The sequence below is a fragment of the Paenibacillus sp. 102 genome (assembly GCF_039549175.1).
In the GTDB taxonomy this organism is placed as follows: Bacteria; Bacillota; Bacilli; order Bacillales; family Bacillaceae_G; genus Bacillus_A.
On the sequence record NZ_JBCGHT010000003.1, the window covers coordinates 320157 to 337338 of the forward strand.

Genomic DNA, 17182 nt, shown 5'->3' on the forward strand with positions numbered 1-17182 from the left:
GGAGCTAGTATGTGTGGAAATTATAAAATTCAATAGGCAAGATACTGAAGAAGTTATTAATTTGTTCTATGAGACAGTTCATTCAGTGAATGCAAAAGATTATTCGAAAATCCAATTAGATGTGTGGGCGCCTAAAGAAGAGAAATGCAATAAGATTGAAATTTGGAGAGAGTCTTTCATTCAAAATATCACGTATGTGGCCAAAATAAATGATACGATTGTAGGCTTTAGTGATATGACACATAAAGGCTATCTTGATCGACTTTATGTTCATAAAAATTATCAAGGAAAAGGAATAGCTTCGGCTTTAATTGATAGAATTGAAGCTGAAGCTAGAAAGTTAGAGTTACGAGAAATCAATACTGATGCAAGTATTACTGCTAAATCTTTTTTCCAGCGACGTGGTTACAATGTAGTTTGTGTACAAGATGTAGAGCGTAAAGGTGTTACCCTAACTAATTATCATATGAGAAAAGTAGTAGACCAAAACTAGTGTTTTAACGAAACAAGCAAGTAATCAGACAGTTCGATCTCTATATAAAAAACGAAATTGGATTGATATACTTGAGCCATTTTAGTCAAGTAAAGATGGTGTTTCCTATGTGATAATGTGGAGAAATTTAAGCACTATATAATAGTTGGTATTTTATACTTGTAAGTAACTAAAAAACCCAAAATAAGACCTTGGTAATAGGTCTTATTTTGGGTTGGAATTGTAAACAGTTAATCTAAATGCACGGTACAATTATATAACTCAGAATCCCATCCATTCTCTAGTTTTATAATTTTAGTTATTGATGTATTTTTAAGAGATTCGATCATATTTAAATGAGGTACTAGTTCTTTAAGCGTGTGCTTAATGAATGCTCCATGACTAACGATTAAGATGTTTTTGTTAGGATGTTTATATGTAATTTCTTCAATAAACGGTAATGCTCTTGCTTTAACACTTTCAGCACTTTCGATTCCAAGATCGAGCTCTCTCCAGTCATTTCCCCACTTTGAAAGTCGTTCTTCTTCAGTTGTTCCTTCAATTTGGCCGCCGCTCACTTCACGAAGTCTAGGGTCTAAATGAATTTCTATATTTTCAATGCTTTTTCCTATTGCTTCAGCAGTTTGCTTTGCCCTTAGTAAATCACTAGAATAAATTAAATCCCAATTTTCTGTGGCTAAACGTTCTGCTAGTTTACGAGCATCAGAGAATCCGTCCTGATCAAGTGGGATATTTGAATTCCCTTGCGCTCTACCTTCTTTATTCCAATGTGTGCTCCCATGGCGAATGATTCCTAGTGTTGTCATTTTGTATCCCCCTAATAAACAAATAATAGATTTATCTCAACAATTATATAACAATTCAGGAAAAAATAACAAATTGAAAAGTTAATAGGAAGGAGTGGTATTTTCTTTTTTTACTGGGTGTTTCATAGGGGGGATTAGTTACACAAGTAGGGTTAATTAGTTATACTATTAGGATTTTTTGCTTATGTTTATTATAGAATTAATCACAAGGTCAATACCTTAAAGAAGACGTGTTTTTTAGCTTGGACTTTAGAAAATGAAGGGAGTTACAGATGAAAGAAAAATGCGAAGGTATTGTGGAATGGTTTAAACAAGAAGAAGGATATGGGAGTATTTTATTAAGTGGAATAGATGATAGCCACGTTTTTGTTCACTTTAGCTCAATCGTACCTGATTCGAATAGGTTTCCAGATGGTTTTAGATATCTGTCAAAAGGGCAAAGAGTCTCATTTGATTTAATTGAAACACCTGAATTAAGTGATGGACAAGCAAAAACTGCTAGAAATGTTGTCATTCTATCAAATTAATTATGTGAAAATGAAATAAAAAACAACTTCAAGTAGGAATTTTGTGCCATAGTAAGGAAACTTTAAGGTGTATGAGTTGGGAAATGGGGGATTATGATGGAAGTTACAATTCGAGCAGTAGAAATACAAGATGCTAGAGCAATTCATCGTATATGCATACAAAATGATGTTTTACCTTATATGGTGTTTTTGCCCAGTATGCGAGTCGATGCAATGGAAAATAGAATTCGAAACTTAGCGCCTAATCAGTTTGAATTTGTGGCGGAGTATGATGGGAAAGTTGTTGGGTTTGTTGGTTTAACGCAAGGACAAGGACGAAGATCACATTCGGGAGATTTATTCATTGGTGTAGATAGTGAATGTCATAATAAGGGTATTGGAAAAGCTTTGCTGACGAAAATGCTAGATCTTGCAGACAATTGGTTAATGCTAGAGAGAATAGAACTTGGTGTTTTGGAAATAAATCCTGGGGCAAAAGCATTATATGAAAAAGTAGGATTTAGAGAAGAAGGTATAAAAAAGGGAAGTTTAAAAGCTCATGGTAAGTTTATTGATGAAATTATGATGAGTCGCTTTCGGCCTAATGGTTTAATTGTACATAATTAAAAGTTGGATGATTTTAAGAAAGGTGCAGAATTTATAGCGTAGTTACGGAATCTATAAAGAAGTTGTATAATAAAAACCAAAAAGTATGATATAAAATTATCATGCTTTTTTTGTTGCGGTGAGATTGTTAAGTTAAAACGGTTTATGTAGATTAATAACAATTGTAAAAAGAATAAAGGTGTCAGATTGACTTGAAAATGGTACTTTTACTTATTATGTAAATACTTTATACTAAAGTACATACATTTTAAATTGGAGCGATTAAATACGGTATGGAGATGAGAAAATTAGAGCAAATCATTGAAGTGAAAAAAGAAGAATTAGTTACACTAGTATCTAACTATGGATTTCAACATGAAAAGGTGCTTACAGTGAGCGAAGAACTAGACAAATTAATTAACTATATAATGTTATTGAAAGTATAAATATAGGTAGAAATAGTATGTACATTTTACGAACTTTGTCAGTTGCTAGTCGAGAAAGCTAATTTTTGGTTATAATAATAAAGGAATTTATTATAGTATCGGTTAGGAGCGCAGCAAGTATGAAAACAGTTGTTATCATAGGTGGAGGGATTACAGGCCTTTCTACGATGTATTACTTAGAAAGAGTAAAAAAGGATTACAATATAGATTTAAAATTAATCCTTATAGAAAAAAACGAATATTTAGGCGGGAAAATTCACAGTGTAAAAGAAAATGATTTTATGATAGAAACAGGAGCCGATTCAATAGTTGTTCGAAATGAAAATGTTATGCCGTTTGTAAAAGAATTGAATTTAGAAGATGAAATGGTATATAACGAGACGGGTATTTCTTATATTTATTCAAATGATACGTTACATCCGATCCCTGCTGACACAGTATTTGGTATACCGATGAGTGTAGAGTCGTTATTTAGTAGTACGTTAGTTTCAACGAAAGGGAAAATCATTGCGTTGAAAGACTTTATTACAAAGAACAAAGATTTTACGAAAGATACATCGCTCGCTGTATTTTTAGAAAGCTTTTTAGGAAAAGAGTTAGTAGAGAAACAAATTTCTCCGGTTCTTTCAGGAGTGTATTCAGGTAAATTGAATGAGCTTACAATGGCGTCTACACTACCTTATTTACTTGATTATAAAAATACATATGGAAGTATTATGAAAGGCTTTGAAGTAAATAAAAAACAATTTCAGGCTGCTGGAAATAAGAAGTTTTTATCATTTAAAAAGGGCCTTTCTACGATTATTAATCGTTTAGAAGAGGAATTGACTGAGACAGACATACGAAAAGGAATAACAACGACGAATATAAGTAGAGTCGATGATGGATATGAAGTTTCTTTTTCAAATCAAGAAACAATAAAAGCAGATTACGTTGTTTTAGCTACTCCACATGATGTTGCGCAAACATTATTAAGTTCTAATGAATTAGATAATGATTTCAAGAAGTTGAAAAATTCTTCCCTAATTAGTATTTATTTAGGGTTTGAAATACCTGATGAACAACTACCGGCGGATGGGACGGGTTTCATTGTATCAGAAAATAGTGATTTACTTTGCGATGCATGTACGTGGACGAGTAGGAAATGGAAGCACACATCAGATAACCAAAATTTATTGGTAAGGATGTTTTATAAAAGTTCAAATCCTGCTTATGAAAAAATGAAACATAAAAGTAAGGAAGAATTAGTTCAAGTTGCCTTATCTGATATTGAGAAAAGTCTTGGGATTCAGGGGGAACCGCAAGTTGTTGAAGTTACGGACTGGAAAGATTTAATGCCAAATTATCATTTGGAACATAACCATGCGGTTCAATCTTTAAATGAGAAATTATTAGCTATTTTTCCAAATGTATATTTAGCTGGGGCATCATATTATGGTGTGGGTATTGGAGCTTGTATAGGAAATGGAAAGAAAACGGCAGAGAAAATTGTAAAAGTATTGAATAATCATTTTGAATAAAGGAATTTTTATATTTTTGACGAACCCCCTCTCTAGTATAAGAGAGGGGGGTTCGTCTATTTTACTAAAGTGCCTATTGTTTACTATTTAACTTTGATTATAGTTTCTGCAAGTGTAGTTTTATTTTCGGAAATTGTTAATGTGACGTTCCCAGTTTCTTTAAATGAATAAGAGGGAAGTTGATAAATTTCTTTTATTTTATATTTTTCTTTGATTTCTGTTGTAGCTGTATTTTTTATTAGGGATATATTTGGTTTCCAAGTTTCTTTTTTACCAGAAGGGTAGTTGATTATAATTTGAGGATTTTTTAGATTTAATGTTTTCCAAGAAGCAAAATAAAGTTCAGCTTCTTTTTCTTTTTTGATTAATTGTTCTGAGAAGTAGCCGAATTCACCGATATCACCTGAAACGATATATGGTGTGTTGTTTATTTCAATGTTTAACAAAGAAGGTTGATAAGTCGTTGCATGATAAAATCCATAAGAAAGTGATAATACTGAGGTGATTACAAGTCCAATTATAAATGTCTTGAAGCTGTTTCCTTTGAAACTTGTCATCATCGCTGAGTTGGGTGTGAATTTCTGTGCGAATAAAAAAACAAGCAAAATGAACAAGAGAGCAATGCTTATAAAAATGTACATTTTCTTAAATCACCCCCATTAATATAACTCTGATCTTCGTGTTGAATAACAATTTACATTAATATTTTAACATTAATATCCAATTTTTTGTTTTATGAATGTAAAAAATACATTCATAAAACAAATTCTTATTAAGATAGAGGGAGTTACCTCTACCTTTAAATGAAGAAGCATTAATTCTTATTTTTATTTGTTAAGTTCATTTTCCATGTTCCGAATGTTAACAGGAGTTCGATTATTGTAACCATAATGATTGCAGTTATGGTTAAATCAGTAAACATAAGATTTGTGTTTTGTGTTTCTTGTCCAGTAAGTATTAAAAGCACTTGATTCAATGGTATGTGATTCATAAAACTACTTAATAAAATAAAAAATAATTCAGACTATTACTTCTGTTAGCTTAAAAATGAAGTAATTATTGTATACACATAATGAATTAAGAAAAACACTCGGAAAGCCTGTTGCATCGATTTTGAAAACAGGATTTTATTTATGATAAATCTTCTAATAAGAGATGGTTTTTCTGATATAATAAATTAATAGCAAGAAAGGGAGGGGTTTCATGGCATTTCCTGTTTTAGAAACAGAGCGGTTACGTTTAGTTGAAATTGATCAATCTTATTGTCAAAAAATATATGAAATCTTTTCGCTCGAAGAAGTCACGCGTTATTATGGAATGAATTTTTTTACAGAATTTGGTCAGGCTTCACGGATGATCGAATCTTTTTCAAAAAAATATTTTGAAAAACGTGCAATTCGGTGGGGGATTGTAGTAAAGGAAACAGGTACGTTAATTGGTACAATTGGATTAAATAATTTACAACTTTGGAGTAAACGCTCTGAAATTGGTTATGATTTACATCCTTTCTATTGGGGAAAGGGCTACGCATCAGAAGCTGCCCGAAAAATCATTACTTATAGTTTTCAGGAGTTAGGTTTATTTAGAATTGGAGCGATCACATACCCTGAAAATGTCACCTCGTGTAAGATGTTATCCAAAATAGGATTTCAGAAAGAAGGAATATTGCGCGGATATATTCAACAAGGTGAAAAACAACATGATGCTTGTATCTATTCGATAATACGAACGGATTTGGAAAAGAACCATGAGATATAGTATGTATGGTTCTTTTTATAATTAGACAGTAATGAAACATAAAGAACCCCTCTTACCAAAAGATAAGAGGGGAATGAAACCATTAACCTAATTTAGGTAATAAACGTTCTCCGCTTTTCATGTTACTTTTACATAAAGGGCATTTTGGCTCTTCTTCAAATGAAAAGTTCTTTCTCATCCATCCTAAACAATCCTCTGATTCACATTCCCAAACAGGGGTTTGTTCCGGTGGTACTTCTGCTACATCGTTCTTTCGATTGCGATACATGTGACCACTCCTTTTATGTAAAAATTTTTTAATTATATATTAAAAAGGCTGTTAACCGTGCAATGGTAACAACCTTTTTATTGTTTAAATTATAGCTTTACAACGTTTTTAGCTTGAGGTCCGCGGTTGCCGTCTTCAACTTCGAAGCTAACTTCTTGACCTTCGTCAAGAGATTTGAAACCGTCGCCAGTGATAGCAGAGAAGTGAACGAATACATCGTTACCGTCTTCAACTTCGATGAAACCGAAACCTTTTTCGCTGTTAAACCATTTTACTTTACCTGTTAATGTCATGGTAAATGCCTCCTAAAAATAAGAAAAATAAATTTCAATATGATCCGTCTTATTTCAACGAAAATAAAAATTCACATATTATCAAAAATCCATTAGGAGCACTTATTATCCTTAATAGATGCTTGATAATATGTAAAGTGAAACTTTTGTAAATTTGACCTTAAGACCTATCTTACAACAAATGGTGAGAAATAGCAAGTGTTGGAAGAAAACAGGAAAAAATAGATGGTTAGTGTTTTAATAACGCTACTAGTACAAGGGATCTGATTGTATTTCATGGATTCATTAATAAGGAAAAATACTCCTTTTATGTGCATGTATTATTCATAGTTCAAAATAGGTAAAAACATCTCAGAGGATTACTGGTGGCATTCTCTTTATTTATTGGAGATGAAATTTAAATTGTAAAAGTATAGAGAAAGGTGAATTTAGTGTAAAATAGGAAATATTTGAAAGAAGTAAGGGAGGAATAACTTTGAACAATAGTCGATTCAAAACAATCGAAGCAGCAAAGGAAGGGCGAAAAAAAGTACATCCAATTTTAGCGTTAATACTATCGGTTGTATTTTTAACTCTTGGTGAATTGTTTATGGTATTTCTGCTATTTCTACCAAAAGCAGAAACAACATTTATGAAAGCGCATTATAACAATTTGAATATGTTACTAACATTTGGCGGAGCAATTTTATTTGTATTTTTATGGGTTCGTTTTGTAGAAAAACGTCCATTTTCATCAATTGGATTTTGGAAAGGTAATGCTTTGAAAAAATATTTACGCGGAGCATTTATTGGATTTATATTTATAACAATACCAGTTGCCATTTTAGTTTTAAGTGGTTCTGTTACTTTACAGGTGCAACAGATTTCAAGTACAGTCATATTTGGAATATTAAGTTCTTTAATCGCGTTTTTAGTGCAAGGTGCTACAGAAGAAATTGTTGTACGTGGTTGGTTATTTCCAGTTATTTCAGTTAGAAGCCGGATATGGGTCGGAGTTGTTGTTACCTCATTTTTATTTGGATTTCTCCATCTACTTAACCCAGGTATTACAATTCTTTCTATATCCAATATCATATTAGTTGGTGTATTTGCAGCATTTTATGTATTAAAAGAGAATAGTTTATGGGGGATATGTGCTTGGCATTCTATTTGGAATTGGGCGCAGTATAATGTGTATGGTTTTGCGGTAAGTGGAATGACAATACATTCTACTCCTTTATTTAAATCAACAACGAGCGGACCGGAAGCCTTACATGGAGGAGCGTTTGGAATTGAAGGAAGCGTAATTACAACATTTTTACTTACTATTGCTTCGATAGTACTATGGAGAGAGCTATGGGGAAAAAGATTAAGACAGCGTATTATTGGATAATAATAGAGAGATAGATGATGACAGTCCTTTGTTTAGAAAAAATCGTACATAGTGTAAAAAATAACGAGTGCATCGTATCAATGCATTCGTTATTTTTTGTGGATTATCACGTATGACTATAATCTTTAGAGGTTTAGTAGATGGTCTCTAATATTTGTATATTGGCTGTTTCATTTTTTGTAATAGCTTCTTGATATTCTGGAAAAAACATTTCAATTGGTGAAGGTGAAATTTCACCGCAAATATCGATGCCATGAACGGATTTTCTGTTTTTTATAGAGCGAACATATTGTAATAATTTTGATAAATCCATATGTCCTTGATCCCAATTTGTAATAGCGTCACGAGGTTTTAATACATCTTTATCAATGCTCATATAGACTGTACTTGTCTCATTTAAATGACTTTAAAATAAAGTGATTTCTTATCAACTGATTTCAAAGTGTATAGTCTAGATCAAGTTAATCGTATTTGACCGAGCGGAGATGGAGTGTGGAAAAATCCCTATTTGAATTTTAGAAAATCATAATCTTTTTACAGAATAATATTGCAATACGAAACTGAATAGAAATACAATAAAAGGAAACATAGGAAAGGATCTAACAAGAATCATTTATAACGAGGTATTAAAAAACGAAATAAGTAGAAAGAGAGATGGAATGTTGGGGGGAAGTTCAATGAAAACACTATTAAAAATATTAGGGATAATTACTGGGATGGCAGTAATCGGTGTGGCACTTACTTATGGAATTTTATATTATCTTAATACTAGTAAACCAGCCGCTAAAAAAACACCAACTGCGGCTCCGGCGGTGGAAGTGTTAGCTGATAGTAAAGTAAAAGCAGAAAACGCTAAACTGTTAGATAACGGGAATTATTCGTTACCAAATAGTGATTTTAATAAAGACTTTAAGTGGAATGATGAAAAAGTCCAGATTGCATTACATGAAATGGCACATCAAAAAGTGAAAGCAGATCAAAAGTGGGGTTATATTTTTATAACACAAGAACGAATTGAAAGTTTAATAGAGATTGCTAAGAGTAGTAATTTGAGCCAAAAAAATGCATATATAGATATTTTAGAAAGATGGAAACAGGGAAAATATGAAAAAGTTGACGCTGATCATAATACGATTTGGAAATTACAAAGCGGGAATCTTGGCGAAGGTAAAGGTGTAATGTCACAAGAGGAACAAAAAGATTTGGTTAATAAAGTCTTCATGCAAAAAGAGACATTTTCAGGAAGTACGTTAATGGCGAGTGGAGAACAAGGGAAAAAATAACTTGAAAAATATACATAATTATACCGAAAAGATTAGGGGGGCGTAGACCTTGTTTTGATGGAGTTATGCGGGAAATCCACCAAGACAAGGTTATTTTATTTGACATATGAAATATATGGGAATAAGATTCATATATGAAATAAAAAAAGAAAGGCTTTTTCGAATGGATATGAAAAAAAGAGAATTATACGGAAGTATTCGAGATGTTTATCATCAATTGCAAAGAAATTTGGATAAAGCGATAGAAGGGCATGATATAAGTTATGTCCAATTTGGTGTGATACAAGTACTTGCGAAGTCCGGAAAGGTATCGATGTCGAAGTTGATTGAAAACATGGGCTGTGTTCCAAGCAATATGACTACTATGATTCAAAGGATGAAGAGAGATGGATATGTTGCAACGGAAAAAAATCCAAATGATCAACGTGAAACACTTGTCTTTTTAACTGAAAAGGGAGAAGCGACTAGAAAGAAAGTCGATGTGAAGTATGCAGGGTTTTTACAAGAAAATTGCAGCTGTTTTACTGCTGAAGAAGAACAGAAGCTGCAAGAACTATTATTAAAATGGAAGCATCATTTAGTTTAAGTGCGATATATAAGAAAATGTGTAACACTCTGTTACATTTTTCTTTATATAAATAATTCATATATGAAATAAAATTATGTATATGGAGTAGGAGGTGTAAGGATGGCTTTAAGTAATTATTTCATATATGAAACAAAAAGAGAGGAATGCAAGATGCAAGCAAGATCAACGTTACGTATTTTAGCAGTTATCGCGTTTTTTATTGGTTTAGATTCTTTAATTGTTTCACCATTATTGCCTGCGATTTCAAAGACAACAGGAATGCCTGTTGAAAAGGGAGGGCTTTTCATTACAGCGTACGCATTATGCTATGGGATAACAGCTCCTTTTTTTGGTTCATTGTCTGATAAAGTGGGTAGAAAGCAAATGATTGTCACAGGTCTTATCATTTTTTCAGCAGCTACATTTTGCACCGGGCTTACGAATCACTTTGGAACACTCTTATTGTTCCGTGGATTGACTGGTTTATCAGGAGCGATGATAATGCCAAGTGTATTTGCATTAGTAGGAGATAAAGTACCATACCAGTCACGAGGAAAAGCAATGGGAATGATCATGGGGGCAATGGTTGGATCAACGGTATTAGGCGTCCCTATTGGTGCGTTTTTATCTGAGGTAGTGAATTGGCAATGGACATTTTATATCATTGGATTACTGAGCATGCTTGTTATGCTACTGGCAATTCAATTGCTAGAAAAAGAAGTTCCGAAAAATCAGTTATCAGTTTCTGCAACGAGAGCAATGATTCAATCATGCAAAATCGCATTTACAAATTGCTTTGTTTTTTTTGCGTTATTAGCAACGTTTTTATGGACTGTCGGACTACATGGTATGTTCTCATACATAGGTGTTTATTATGAAAGAAATTTTGGGTTTACAATTGGACAAATTGGAATTGTTATTTTCTTTGCTGGTTTAGGAAGTGTAATTGGTAATATAGTTGGTGGGAAATTAGCAGATAAAATGGGGAAAAAAGTAGTGATCTCCATTGCAAGTGTCATTGCTTCAGTTAGTGTGATTACATTTTCACTCTATATTGATAATATAAAAATTGCGATTACGGTACATATGGTTTGGAGTATATTCATTGGATTTGGTCAAGCATCATTAACAGCTTTGATTTCTGAATTAAGTCCAGTAATAAGAGGAACTGTTATGGCGTTGAATAGTTCTGCAATGTATATTGGAATGACGATTGCTTCGAGTGCTGCATCGTTTACCTTGAGTAAAGGGTTTCCATTTGTTACTTTAGGGATTATTTGCGCAATTGCTAGTTTACTTGTTTTGCCGATGGTTCATTTTCTTATTAGGGAGAAGGTTGCACCTAAGAAAAATCAGACCGTCATGATGGAAAGAGGATAGAGGGTATGTCTGATAAGCTAAGGAATTAATGGAATTTCAAAAAGAAAAAAGAGTTGATTGTCTCTGGTGAAGGACATCAACTCTTTTTTTTGATCGAATCGCCTACGTTTATTCACCTATGCGTACTTTTAAATGATAGGTTTTACCTATCATTATCATACGAATAATTGAATTGAACAATGATTATCTTGACATTATACTCACATTGATAAGGTGTTTGAGATAATAAATCAAGATTTTAAAGAGCTTTGTCAAAAAAGTGAAAGGAGTCGGGAATGATGTTAAAGTCATATAACTTGATGTCCCTTAATATAGGTATGCCAAAAGAAGTGTCATATGGTGGGAAATTAATTCAAACGGGTATAAATAAAGCGCAAGTAAGTGAGCCTGTCTATTTATCATCATTAAAATTTAATGGAGATGGGCAAGCTGATTTAGTTCATCATGGAGGAATAGATAAAGCAGTTTGCGTTTATTCATATAACCATTATCCGTATTGGGAAAAGGAATTGAATCGGAAGCTTGTATATGGTGCTTTCGGAGAAAATATGACAGTACAAGACATGCTTGAAGAAGATGTTTGTATAGGTGATATATTTCAAATTGGCGAAGTAACGGTACAAGTAAGTCAACCAAGGCAGCCTTGTTTTAAATTAGTCAAAAAGTATGATATACCACAATTACCACTTTACTTCCAAAACACAGGATATACGGGATTTTATTTTCGTGTTCTAAAAGAGGGTTGGGTATTACCAACAGATTCTCTCACACAGCTTGAGACTAATCATCAAGGTATTTCAATTGCTTTTGCAAACCACATAATGCATAAAGAAGAACGTAACTTTGAGGGAGTACGAAGGATTTTAGGAGTAGAGGCTCTTTCAACAAGTTGGAGAAAAACATTTGAAAAGCGTTTAAAAGGAGAAGAAGTAAATACGAAGGAGAGATTAGAAGGGATTAGTGAATAACGAAGGCGGAAACTACAACGCTTTTATAAATATTAAGTAGCTCTTATGCATCTACCAGAGCGGATTCGTGCAAAATATATCTGTAGTGAAAAAATTCGGAGGTAAATATCGATTGTTGAAATGAAGAAAGATAAACAAAGGGTGAGCGAATCTCACTTAGATATTTTTTAGGAGGAATTAAATATGAAAATAGGGTTAATCGGTCTAGGAAAAATGGGATTAAATTTAGGTCGAAATTTAATGGATAAGAATCATGAAGTAGTAGCATATGATGTGAATTCAGATGCTGTACAAGAAATAAAAGGATATGGAGCTATAGGCACATCTAGTTTAGCTGAACTTATTCAATCCCTCGAAACACCAAGAGTTCTATGGATTATGGTCCCACATGCTGTTGTTGATAATGTAATTAATGAGATTATCCCGCTTTTAAGTGGGGGAGATATTGTGATTGAAGCGGGTAATTCTTATTATAAGGAATCCATTCGTCGTTATGATGAGCTTAAAAAATCGGGTGTGCATTTTATGGATGCAGGAACGTCTGGCGGGACAGAAGGGGCTCGCAATGGTGCTTGTTATATGATTGGAGGAGATCCAGAAGCGTGGGAAACTGTAGAGACTGTATTTCGGGATACAGCTGTAGAAAATGGATATTTATATGCAGGAAAAGCAGGAAGTGGTCATTTTTTAAAAATGGTTCATAATGGGATTGAATACGGTATGATGGCTGCAATTGGCGAAGGATTTGAAGTGCTAGAGAAAAGCGAATTTGATTATGACTATGAAAAAGTAGCAAGAGTATGGAATAATGGTTCAGTTATTCGTTCGTGGCTCATGGATTTAACAGAACGAGCATTTTCAAAGGATGCAAAGTTAGATGACATTAAAGGCATTATGCATTCTTCAGGAGAAGGAAAATGGACAGTTGAAACAGCTCTTGATTTACAAGCAGCGACACCTGTTATTGCTCTTTCTTTATTAATGCGGTATCGTTCATTAGAAAATGATACATTTACAGGGAAAGTGGTAGCAGCATTACGTAATGAATTCGGCGGACACGCGGTAGAAAAAAGCGACAAAAAATGAGTCGTCATCATAATATAATCGAAAAGCTTCTTCTACATATAAACAACCTCGTTCTTATAAGAACGGGGTTGTTTATTATTTATTCCTCTATTCGCGGACAAGAATATAAAAATGAAGAAGTTAGGGAGGCGATCATTACCTGTAAAATCCTCAATACTAAAGGCCACTCCTTCATTAATCATATGTAAAGATCAATATGTGTACCTGTATGGACGTCTAATTTGATACGTGACTCGGTAACATGCGCATTTGTTGTTCTTGAAAACTGTGGTTGTTTTTTAGGCTTATTTTTGTAAACAGTCATTCCTTCAAATATAGGAGCTGTAATATCATATATTTTCATTGTAACTTTCTCCTTTTAAATGAGAGGTTATCGTTGGCCACCAATGGAAACCATCTTTTTCTAATAAAGCATCAGATTCTTTCGGACCCATTGAGCCGGATTCATAGTTAGGAAAATGTGTAGCTGATTTATTACTCCAAACATTTGAGATGGTATCAACGAATTTCCAAGAAAGGGATACTTCATCCCAATGAGTAAAGTTAGTTGAATCACCACGCATACAATCGTATAGAAGAATCTCATATGCTTCCGGTGTATTCATTTTATCCATACAGTTATTACAATAACTTAATTGTATAGGTGTGGAAGTAGTGCCGCTATCAGTTTTTTGTGCATTTAAATGAAGTGTGATACCTTCTTCTGGTTGAATATGAATGACCAATAAATTAGGATGAACTTTTTTTTCCTTATTAAAATAGAGATTCATTGGTAAATTTTTAAATTGTATGACAATCTCGGTTGATTTTTCTTGCATACGTTTCCCAGTTCGAATATAGAAAGGAACGCCTGACCATCTGAAATCTTCAATCATTAGCTTACCAGCAACAAATGTTTCCGTGTTTGATTCTGAATTTACTGCGTTTTCTTCACGGTAACTAATTACTTTTTGCTCGTCTACGATTCCTGGTCCGTATTGTCCCCTGACAAAATCACGTTCTACCGTCTCTTCTGAAAGTGATTGTAAAGCACGAAGTACTTTTACTTTTTCACTTCGAATTTCATTTGCAGTTAGCTTGATTGGTGGTTCCATTGCAAGGAGTGCTACCATTTGTAACATATGATTTTGAACCATATCACGTAGTGCGCCTGAATCTTCGTAATAGCGACCGCGCTCTTCTACTCCTAAAGTTTCACTTGAAGTAATTTGGATGTTCGCTATATACTGATTGTTCCAAAGAGGTTCAAAAATTGCATTCGCAAATCGAATAACTTTAATGTTTTGAACCATTTCTTTCCCTAAATAGTGGTCAATACGATAAATTTGATCTTCTGTGAAGGCATGACGAATTTGATCATTTAATGCTTGTGCCGATTCATAATCATGTCCAAATGGTTTTTCAATTACTAAACGAATCCAACCTTCCGTTGAAGTTAGACCTTCTGATTTTAAATTTGTAGCAATTGTGCCAAAGAAATCAGGAGCCATAGCTAAATAAAACATACGATTTCCTTCAGTAGCATACTTTTCATCTAGAGTGCTTAACAAACTGTTTAGCTCCTGATAAGAAGATAAATTTGTTACATCAAAAGGATGATAATAGAAATGGGAAGCGAATGTATCATGAGTCATATTTTTCTCTTGCAAATTTTGAATAGATTGTTTAATATTCTCACGAAATTCTTCATTAGATAATGGCCTTCTTGCCACACCAACAACGGCAAAATTTTCGGAGATTTTCCCTTGTCGAAAGAGCCTGAAAAGAGAAGGGAATAATTTGCGCTTTGCTAAATCGCCTGTCGCACCAAAAATAACGATAATACATTTAGGGGTAGTATAATTTTCCATAGTTAAATAGCCCTCACTTTTTACGAAATTAGCTCTCACTTAGTATGTTGATTATTGAACAATACATGTAAGAGCAATATAAAATAATTTTTATTGGAAGTTGTATTCGCAGTTATCTTGAAAATCTTAACTTATTTTGGTATATTTTGTGAGGGTATGTTGATTTGAAAGAAACTTCTTTCATTTAAACACAATAGAAAACGATTACATTAATAGGAATGAACTTATGGAGGAACAATATGGGGAATCTTATTCTTTCTGAAAACTTTTTTGTGGAAGAACCGAAAAAGGAATTGTTGTTTCAATTATTTGAAGAGGTGTTTCATATTCCTGTTCAAATGTTACAAAATTTCGAGTCCAATGGATTTTGGAACACTACATACAAACCTTTTTCATATTCACAAGACGGTCAAGTGATAGCGAATGTTTCCATGTTTTCGCTACCAATGTGTGTAAATGGAGAGAAAATTCATGCTGCTGGCATTCAATCTGTCATGACACATCCAGAATATCGTAGAAAAGGATTGATGAAGCAGCTACTTTGTAAAGTATTACAAGAAATAGATACAAAACATGAATGTACAGTATTATTTACAGAGAAACCGGAATTATATGAACCATTTGGATTTCGAGTAGTACAAGAACATCTGATGACGTTATCATGTGATAATAAGCAATCTTGTTCGTCTTCACTTCGAAAATTAAACTTCTATGATGAAAAAGATATGCAGCTTATAAAAGAAATAATGGAGAACTCTCAACCGATTTCAATGGAATTTTCAACATTAAACTATCAGTCTTCTTTTTATTTTAATATGTACGATGCGAAATGGAATGGAAAACTATATTATTCAGAGAAGTTGGATGCGTTGGTTGTATATGAAGTGAAAGATCAAGTGCTACATTTATTTGGGGTTTTTGCGCAAATTATGCCGATTTTAGATGAAATATGTGCTGAAGTAGCTGAACCATTTACCGAGGTTGAGTTTTACTTTTATCCTGATGAATTAGGGATTGAAGAGGTAACATGTAAAGAGTTTCAATCTGAAACATACTTGATGATTCGTGGTGGTGAAAAGATTAATTTTAAAGGATATAAATTTCCAGTTGTAACTGAATTTTAACTCCAAAATCGCCATTAGTAGATTCTTTATGATTGGATTGTAGCAAATAATCATGAGTGAATCATGAATGATTAAGAAACATATTTTTATGGAGGTCCTATGAAAATATCCTATATACCAAATCATATGAAACAACTAAATATTATAAATGAACCAAAATATTATGAGATACAAGAAAAAACTTTTATCGTTCATTCGAAAGAAGAAACCGATTTTTGGTTAAAAACACACTATGGATTCGAGGTAATGAACGGACATGTTTTTTATGAAGAACTGTCTACGGATTTTGTAGCTGAAGTATCATTACGTATGGATCCTAAATCTACATACGACCAAGCAGGACTTTTTGTTATGTTATCGGAGGAATGTTGGTTAAAAACATCTCTTGAATATATTCCTGAAGGACCATCACATTTAGGTGCCGTTGTAACAAATAGTGGATATTCTGATTGGTCGACGCAAAATTTTTCGAATGAGCTTGTCAAACAACAGCTACATTTTCGAATAATTCGAAAGAAAGGTGACTATACGATTTATGTAAAGACTGAACAAATGGGTGATAAATGGGAACAGATTCGAATTGCTCATCTCATAGAAGATCAGGGGAATTGTCCTATAAAAATAGGATTTTACACTTGTAGTCCGTCAACAGGAAATGGTTTTGAAACAGAGTTCTTTAATTTTACAATTGAACATATATAATTGAAATTGGCCGCATTCTATTATAAAAGAATGCGTTTTTTTATGATTGTCTAGAAATAAGGAAGGTGTATTTTCTATAAAGGTAAAGCGCATTGATTGACGGATGGAAGATTAATATTTATCATTTAATAATGTTAAATATTAATCTTCGGA

The 17182-nt window shown here is 33.1% G+C and carries 20 protein-coding genes and 1 pseudogene; 14 read left to right on the plus strand and 7 right to left on the minus strand.

Annotated features, from left to right (window positions below; genetic code table 11):
- Nucleotides 1-13: 13 nt before the first annotated feature.
- On the plus strand, nucleotides 14-493 hold the full coding sequence (locus AAIE21_RS10770; protein ID WP_343266763.1) for a GNAT family N-acetyltransferase: 480 nt from the start codon (nucleotides 14-16) through the stop codon (nucleotides 491-493).
- A gap of 230 nt (nucleotides 494-723) precedes the next feature.
- Here AAIE21_RS10770 and AAIE21_RS10775 read toward each other — a convergent pair whose 3' ends face one another.
- Nucleotides 724-1299 (minus strand): histidine phosphatase family protein, encoded by a 576-nt coding sequence (locus AAIE21_RS10775; protein WP_343266764.1) that lies wholly within the window; start codon nucleotides 1297-1299, stop codon nucleotides 724-726.
- A gap of 272 nt (nucleotides 1300-1571) precedes the next feature.
- Here AAIE21_RS10775 and AAIE21_RS10780 point away from each other — a divergent pair, with 272 nt between their 5' ends.
- The 4 genes from AAIE21_RS10780 (at nucleotide 1572) to AAIE21_RS10795 (ending at nucleotide 4377) form a co-directional block, all read left to right on the plus strand.
- On the plus strand, nucleotides 1572-1826 hold the full coding sequence (locus AAIE21_RS10780) for a cold-shock protein (RefSeq protein WP_343266765.1): 255 nt from the start codon (nucleotides 1572-1574) through the stop codon (nucleotides 1824-1826).
- A 96-nt stretch (nucleotides 1827-1922) separates the two neighbouring features.
- Nucleotides 1923-2432 carry a GNAT family N-acetyltransferase gene (locus AAIE21_RS10785; protein WP_343266766.1) on the plus strand — a complete coding sequence of 170 codons (510 nt, stop codon included), beginning with the start codon at nucleotides 1923-1925 and terminating at the stop codon, nucleotides 2430-2432.
- A 272-nt stretch (nucleotides 2433-2704) separates the two neighbouring features.
- Nucleotides 2705-2857 (plus strand): Spo0E family sporulation regulatory protein-aspartic acid phosphatase, encoded by a 153-nt coding sequence (locus tag AAIE21_RS10790; RefSeq protein WP_343266767.1) that lies wholly within the window; start codon nucleotides 2705-2707, stop codon nucleotides 2855-2857.
- Between the two features lie 119 nt (nucleotides 2858-2976).
- On the plus strand, nucleotides 2977-4377 hold the full coding sequence (locus AAIE21_RS10795) for a protoporphyrinogen oxidase (protein ID WP_343266768.1): 1401 nt from the start codon (nucleotides 2977-2979) through the stop codon (nucleotides 4375-4377).
- A gap of 83 nt (nucleotides 4378-4460) precedes the next feature.
- Here the strand turns inward: AAIE21_RS10795 and AAIE21_RS10800 are convergent, their stop codons facing one another.
- Nucleotides 4461-5018 (minus strand): hypothetical protein, encoded by a 558-nt coding sequence (locus tag AAIE21_RS10800; protein WP_343266769.1) that lies wholly within the window; start codon nucleotides 5016-5018, stop codon nucleotides 4461-4463.
- A 562-nt stretch (nucleotides 5019-5580) separates the two neighbouring features.
- On the opposite strand from AAIE21_RS10800, the gene AAIE21_RS10805 reads away from it, so the two are divergent.
- Entirely contained in the window at nucleotides 5581-6135 is a 555-nt protein-coding gene (locus AAIE21_RS10805; protein ID WP_343266770.1) for a GNAT family N-acetyltransferase, read from the plus strand.
- 82 nt (nucleotides 6136-6217) lie between these two features.
- Here AAIE21_RS10805 and AAIE21_RS10810 read toward each other — a convergent pair whose 3' ends face one another.
- Together AAIE21_RS10810 and cspD are read right to left on the minus strand one after the other, a co-directional pair.
- Nucleotides 6218-6403 (minus strand): cold-shock protein, encoded by a 186-nt coding sequence (locus AAIE21_RS10810; RefSeq protein WP_000286200.1) that lies wholly within the window; start codon nucleotides 6401-6403, stop codon nucleotides 6218-6220.
- Nucleotides 6404-6492: 89 nt separating this feature from the next.
- The gene (gene cspD, locus AAIE21_RS10815) at nucleotides 6493-6696 is read right to left on the minus strand and encodes a cold-shock protein CspD (RefSeq protein WP_000176367.1); all 204 of its coding nucleotides are present in this window, start codon (nucleotides 6694-6696) and stop codon (nucleotides 6493-6495) included.
- Nucleotides 6697-7171: 475 nt separating this feature from the next.
- On the opposite strand from cspD, the gene AAIE21_RS10820 reads away from it, so the two are divergent.
- A complete protein-coding gene (locus AAIE21_RS10820) occupies nucleotides 7172-8068 on the plus strand; it encodes a CPBP family intramembrane glutamic endopeptidase (RefSeq protein ID WP_343266771.1) in 897 nt (298 codons plus the stop codon).
- Between the two features lie 133 nt (nucleotides 8069-8201).
- Here AAIE21_RS10820 and AAIE21_RS10825 read toward each other — a convergent pair whose 3' ends face one another.
- Nucleotides 8202-8444 carry a hypothetical protein gene (locus AAIE21_RS10825; protein ID WP_343266772.1) on the minus strand — a complete coding sequence of 81 codons (243 nt, stop codon included), beginning with the start codon at nucleotides 8442-8444 and terminating at the stop codon, nucleotides 8202-8204.
- A 301-nt stretch (nucleotides 8445-8745) separates the two neighbouring features.
- On the opposite strand from AAIE21_RS10825, the gene AAIE21_RS10830 reads away from it, so the two are divergent.
- The 5 genes from AAIE21_RS10830 to gnd all read left to right on the plus strand — a co-directional run bounded on the left by AAIE21_RS10830 (nucleotide 8746) and on the right by gnd (nucleotide 13353).
- Nucleotides 8746-9351: a PRK06770 family protein gene (locus AAIE21_RS10830; RefSeq protein ID WP_343266773.1), complete on the plus strand. Its 606-nt coding sequence runs from the start codon at nucleotides 8746-8748 to the stop codon at nucleotides 9349-9351.
- Nucleotides 9352-9514: 163 nt separating this feature from the next.
- Complete coding sequence (locus tag AAIE21_RS10835; protein WP_343266774.1) at nucleotides 9515-9937, plus strand: MarR family winged helix-turn-helix transcriptional regulator; 423 nt, start codon at nucleotides 9515-9517, stop codon at nucleotides 9935-9937.
- 153 nt (nucleotides 9938-10090) lie between these two features.
- Nucleotides 10091-11299 (plus strand): MFS transporter, encoded by a 1209-nt coding sequence (locus AAIE21_RS10840; protein ID WP_343267002.1) that lies wholly within the window; start codon nucleotides 10091-10093, stop codon nucleotides 11297-11299.
- 278 nt (nucleotides 11300-11577) lie between these two features.
- A complete protein-coding gene (locus AAIE21_RS10845) occupies nucleotides 11578-12267 on the plus strand; it encodes an MOSC domain-containing protein (RefSeq protein ID WP_343266775.1) in 690 nt (229 codons plus the stop codon).
- Between the two features lie 183 nt (nucleotides 12268-12450).
- Nucleotides 12451-13353, plus strand: a complete 903-nt coding sequence (gnd, locus tag AAIE21_RS10850; RefSeq protein ID WP_343266776.1) for a phosphogluconate dehydrogenase (NAD(+)-dependent, decarboxylating) — start codon at nucleotides 12451-12453, stop codon at nucleotides 13351-13353.
- Between the two features lie 158 nt (nucleotides 13354-13511).
- Here the strand turns inward: gnd and AAIE21_RS10855 are convergent.
- Nucleotides 13512-13696: pseudogene (locus tag AAIE21_RS10855) on the minus strand (cyclase family protein); the annotation flags it as partial.
- A complete protein-coding gene (zwf, locus tag AAIE21_RS10860) occupies nucleotides 13683-15203 on the minus strand; it encodes a glucose-6-phosphate dehydrogenase (RefSeq protein WP_343266777.1) in 1521 nt (506 codons plus the stop codon). The pseudogene AAIE21_RS10855 and the gene zwf, both read right to left, overlap by 14 nt.
- A gap of 239 nt (nucleotides 15204-15442) precedes the next feature.
- Between zwf and AAIE21_RS10865 the strand changes: the two genes are divergently transcribed.
- Together AAIE21_RS10865 and AAIE21_RS10870 are read left to right on the plus strand one after the other, a co-directional pair.
- Entirely contained in the window at nucleotides 15443-16327 is an 885-nt protein-coding gene (locus tag AAIE21_RS10865; protein WP_343266778.1) for a GNAT family N-acetyltransferase, read from the plus strand.
- A gap of 99 nt (nucleotides 16328-16426) precedes the next feature.
- Nucleotides 16427-17029: a DUF1349 domain-containing protein gene (locus AAIE21_RS10870; protein ID WP_343266779.1), complete on the plus strand. Its 603-nt coding sequence runs from the start codon at nucleotides 16427-16429 to the stop codon at nucleotides 17027-17029.
- The last annotated feature ends 153 nt before the right edge of the window (nucleotides 17030-17182 follow it).

Bases quoted from the DNA above. Each gene is read 5' to 3' on its own strand.
- AAIE21_RS10775 (WP_343266764.1), bottom strand. From the start codon at position 1,299: ATGACAACACTAGGAATCATTCGCCATGGGAGCACACATTGGAATAAA.
- AAIE21_RS10780 (WP_343266765.1), top strand. From the start codon at position 1,572: ATGAAAGAAAAATGCGAAGGTATTGTGGAATGGTTTAAACAAGAAGAA.
- AAIE21_RS10785 (WP_343266766.1), top strand. From the start codon at position 1,923: ATGGAAGTTACAATTCGAGCAGTAGAAATACAAGATGCTAGAGCAATT.
- AAIE21_RS10790 (WP_343266767.1), top strand. From the start codon at position 2,705: ATGGAGATGAGAAAATTAGAGCAAATCATTGAAGTGAAAAAAGAAGAA.
- AAIE21_RS10795 (WP_343266768.1), top strand. From the start codon at position 2,977: ATGAAAACAGTTGTTATCATAGGTGGAGGGATTACAGGCCTTTCTACG.
- AAIE21_RS10800 (WP_343266769.1), bottom strand. From the start codon at position 5,018: ATGTACATTTTTATAAGCATTGCTCTCTTGTTCATTTTGCTTGTTTTT.
- AAIE21_RS10805 (WP_343266770.1), top strand. From the start codon at position 5,581: ATGGCATTTCCTGTTTTAGAAACAGAGCGGTTACGTTTAGTTGAAATT.
- AAIE21_RS10810 (WP_000286200.1), bottom strand. From the start codon at position 6,403: ATGTATCGCAATCGAAAGAACGATGTAGCAGAAGTACCACCGGAACAA.
- cspD (WP_000176367.1), bottom strand. From the start codon at position 6,696: ATGACATTAACAGGTAAAGTAAAATGGTTTAACAGCGAAAAAGGTTTC.
- AAIE21_RS10825 (WP_343266772.1), bottom strand. From the start codon at position 8,444: ATGAGCATTGATAAAGATGTATTAAAACCTCGTGACGCTATTACAAAT.
- AAIE21_RS10830 (WP_343266773.1), top strand. From the start codon at position 8,746: ATGAAAACACTATTAAAAATATTAGGGATAATTACTGGGATGGCAGTA.
- AAIE21_RS10835 (WP_343266774.1), top strand. From the start codon at position 9,515: ATGGATATGAAAAAAAGAGAATTATACGGAAGTATTCGAGATGTTTAT.
- AAIE21_RS10840 (WP_343267002.1), top strand. From the start codon at position 10,091: ATGCAAGCAAGATCAACGTTACGTATTTTAGCAGTTATCGCGTTTTTT.
- AAIE21_RS10845 (WP_343266775.1), top strand. From the start codon at position 11,578: ATGTTAAAGTCATATAACTTGATGTCCCTTAATATAGGTATGCCAAAA.
- gnd (WP_343266776.1), top strand. From the start codon at position 12,451: ATGAAAATAGGGTTAATCGGTCTAGGAAAAATGGGATTAAATTTAGGT.
- zwf (WP_343266777.1), bottom strand. From the start codon at position 15,203: ATGGAAAATTATACTACCCCTAAATGTATTATCGTTATTTTTGGTGCG.
- AAIE21_RS10865 (WP_343266778.1), top strand. From the start codon at position 15,443: ATGGGGAATCTTATTCTTTCTGAAAACTTTTTTGTGGAAGAACCGAAA.
- AAIE21_RS10870 (WP_343266779.1), top strand. From the start codon at position 16,427: ATGAAAATATCCTATATACCAAATCATATGAAACAACTAAATATTATA.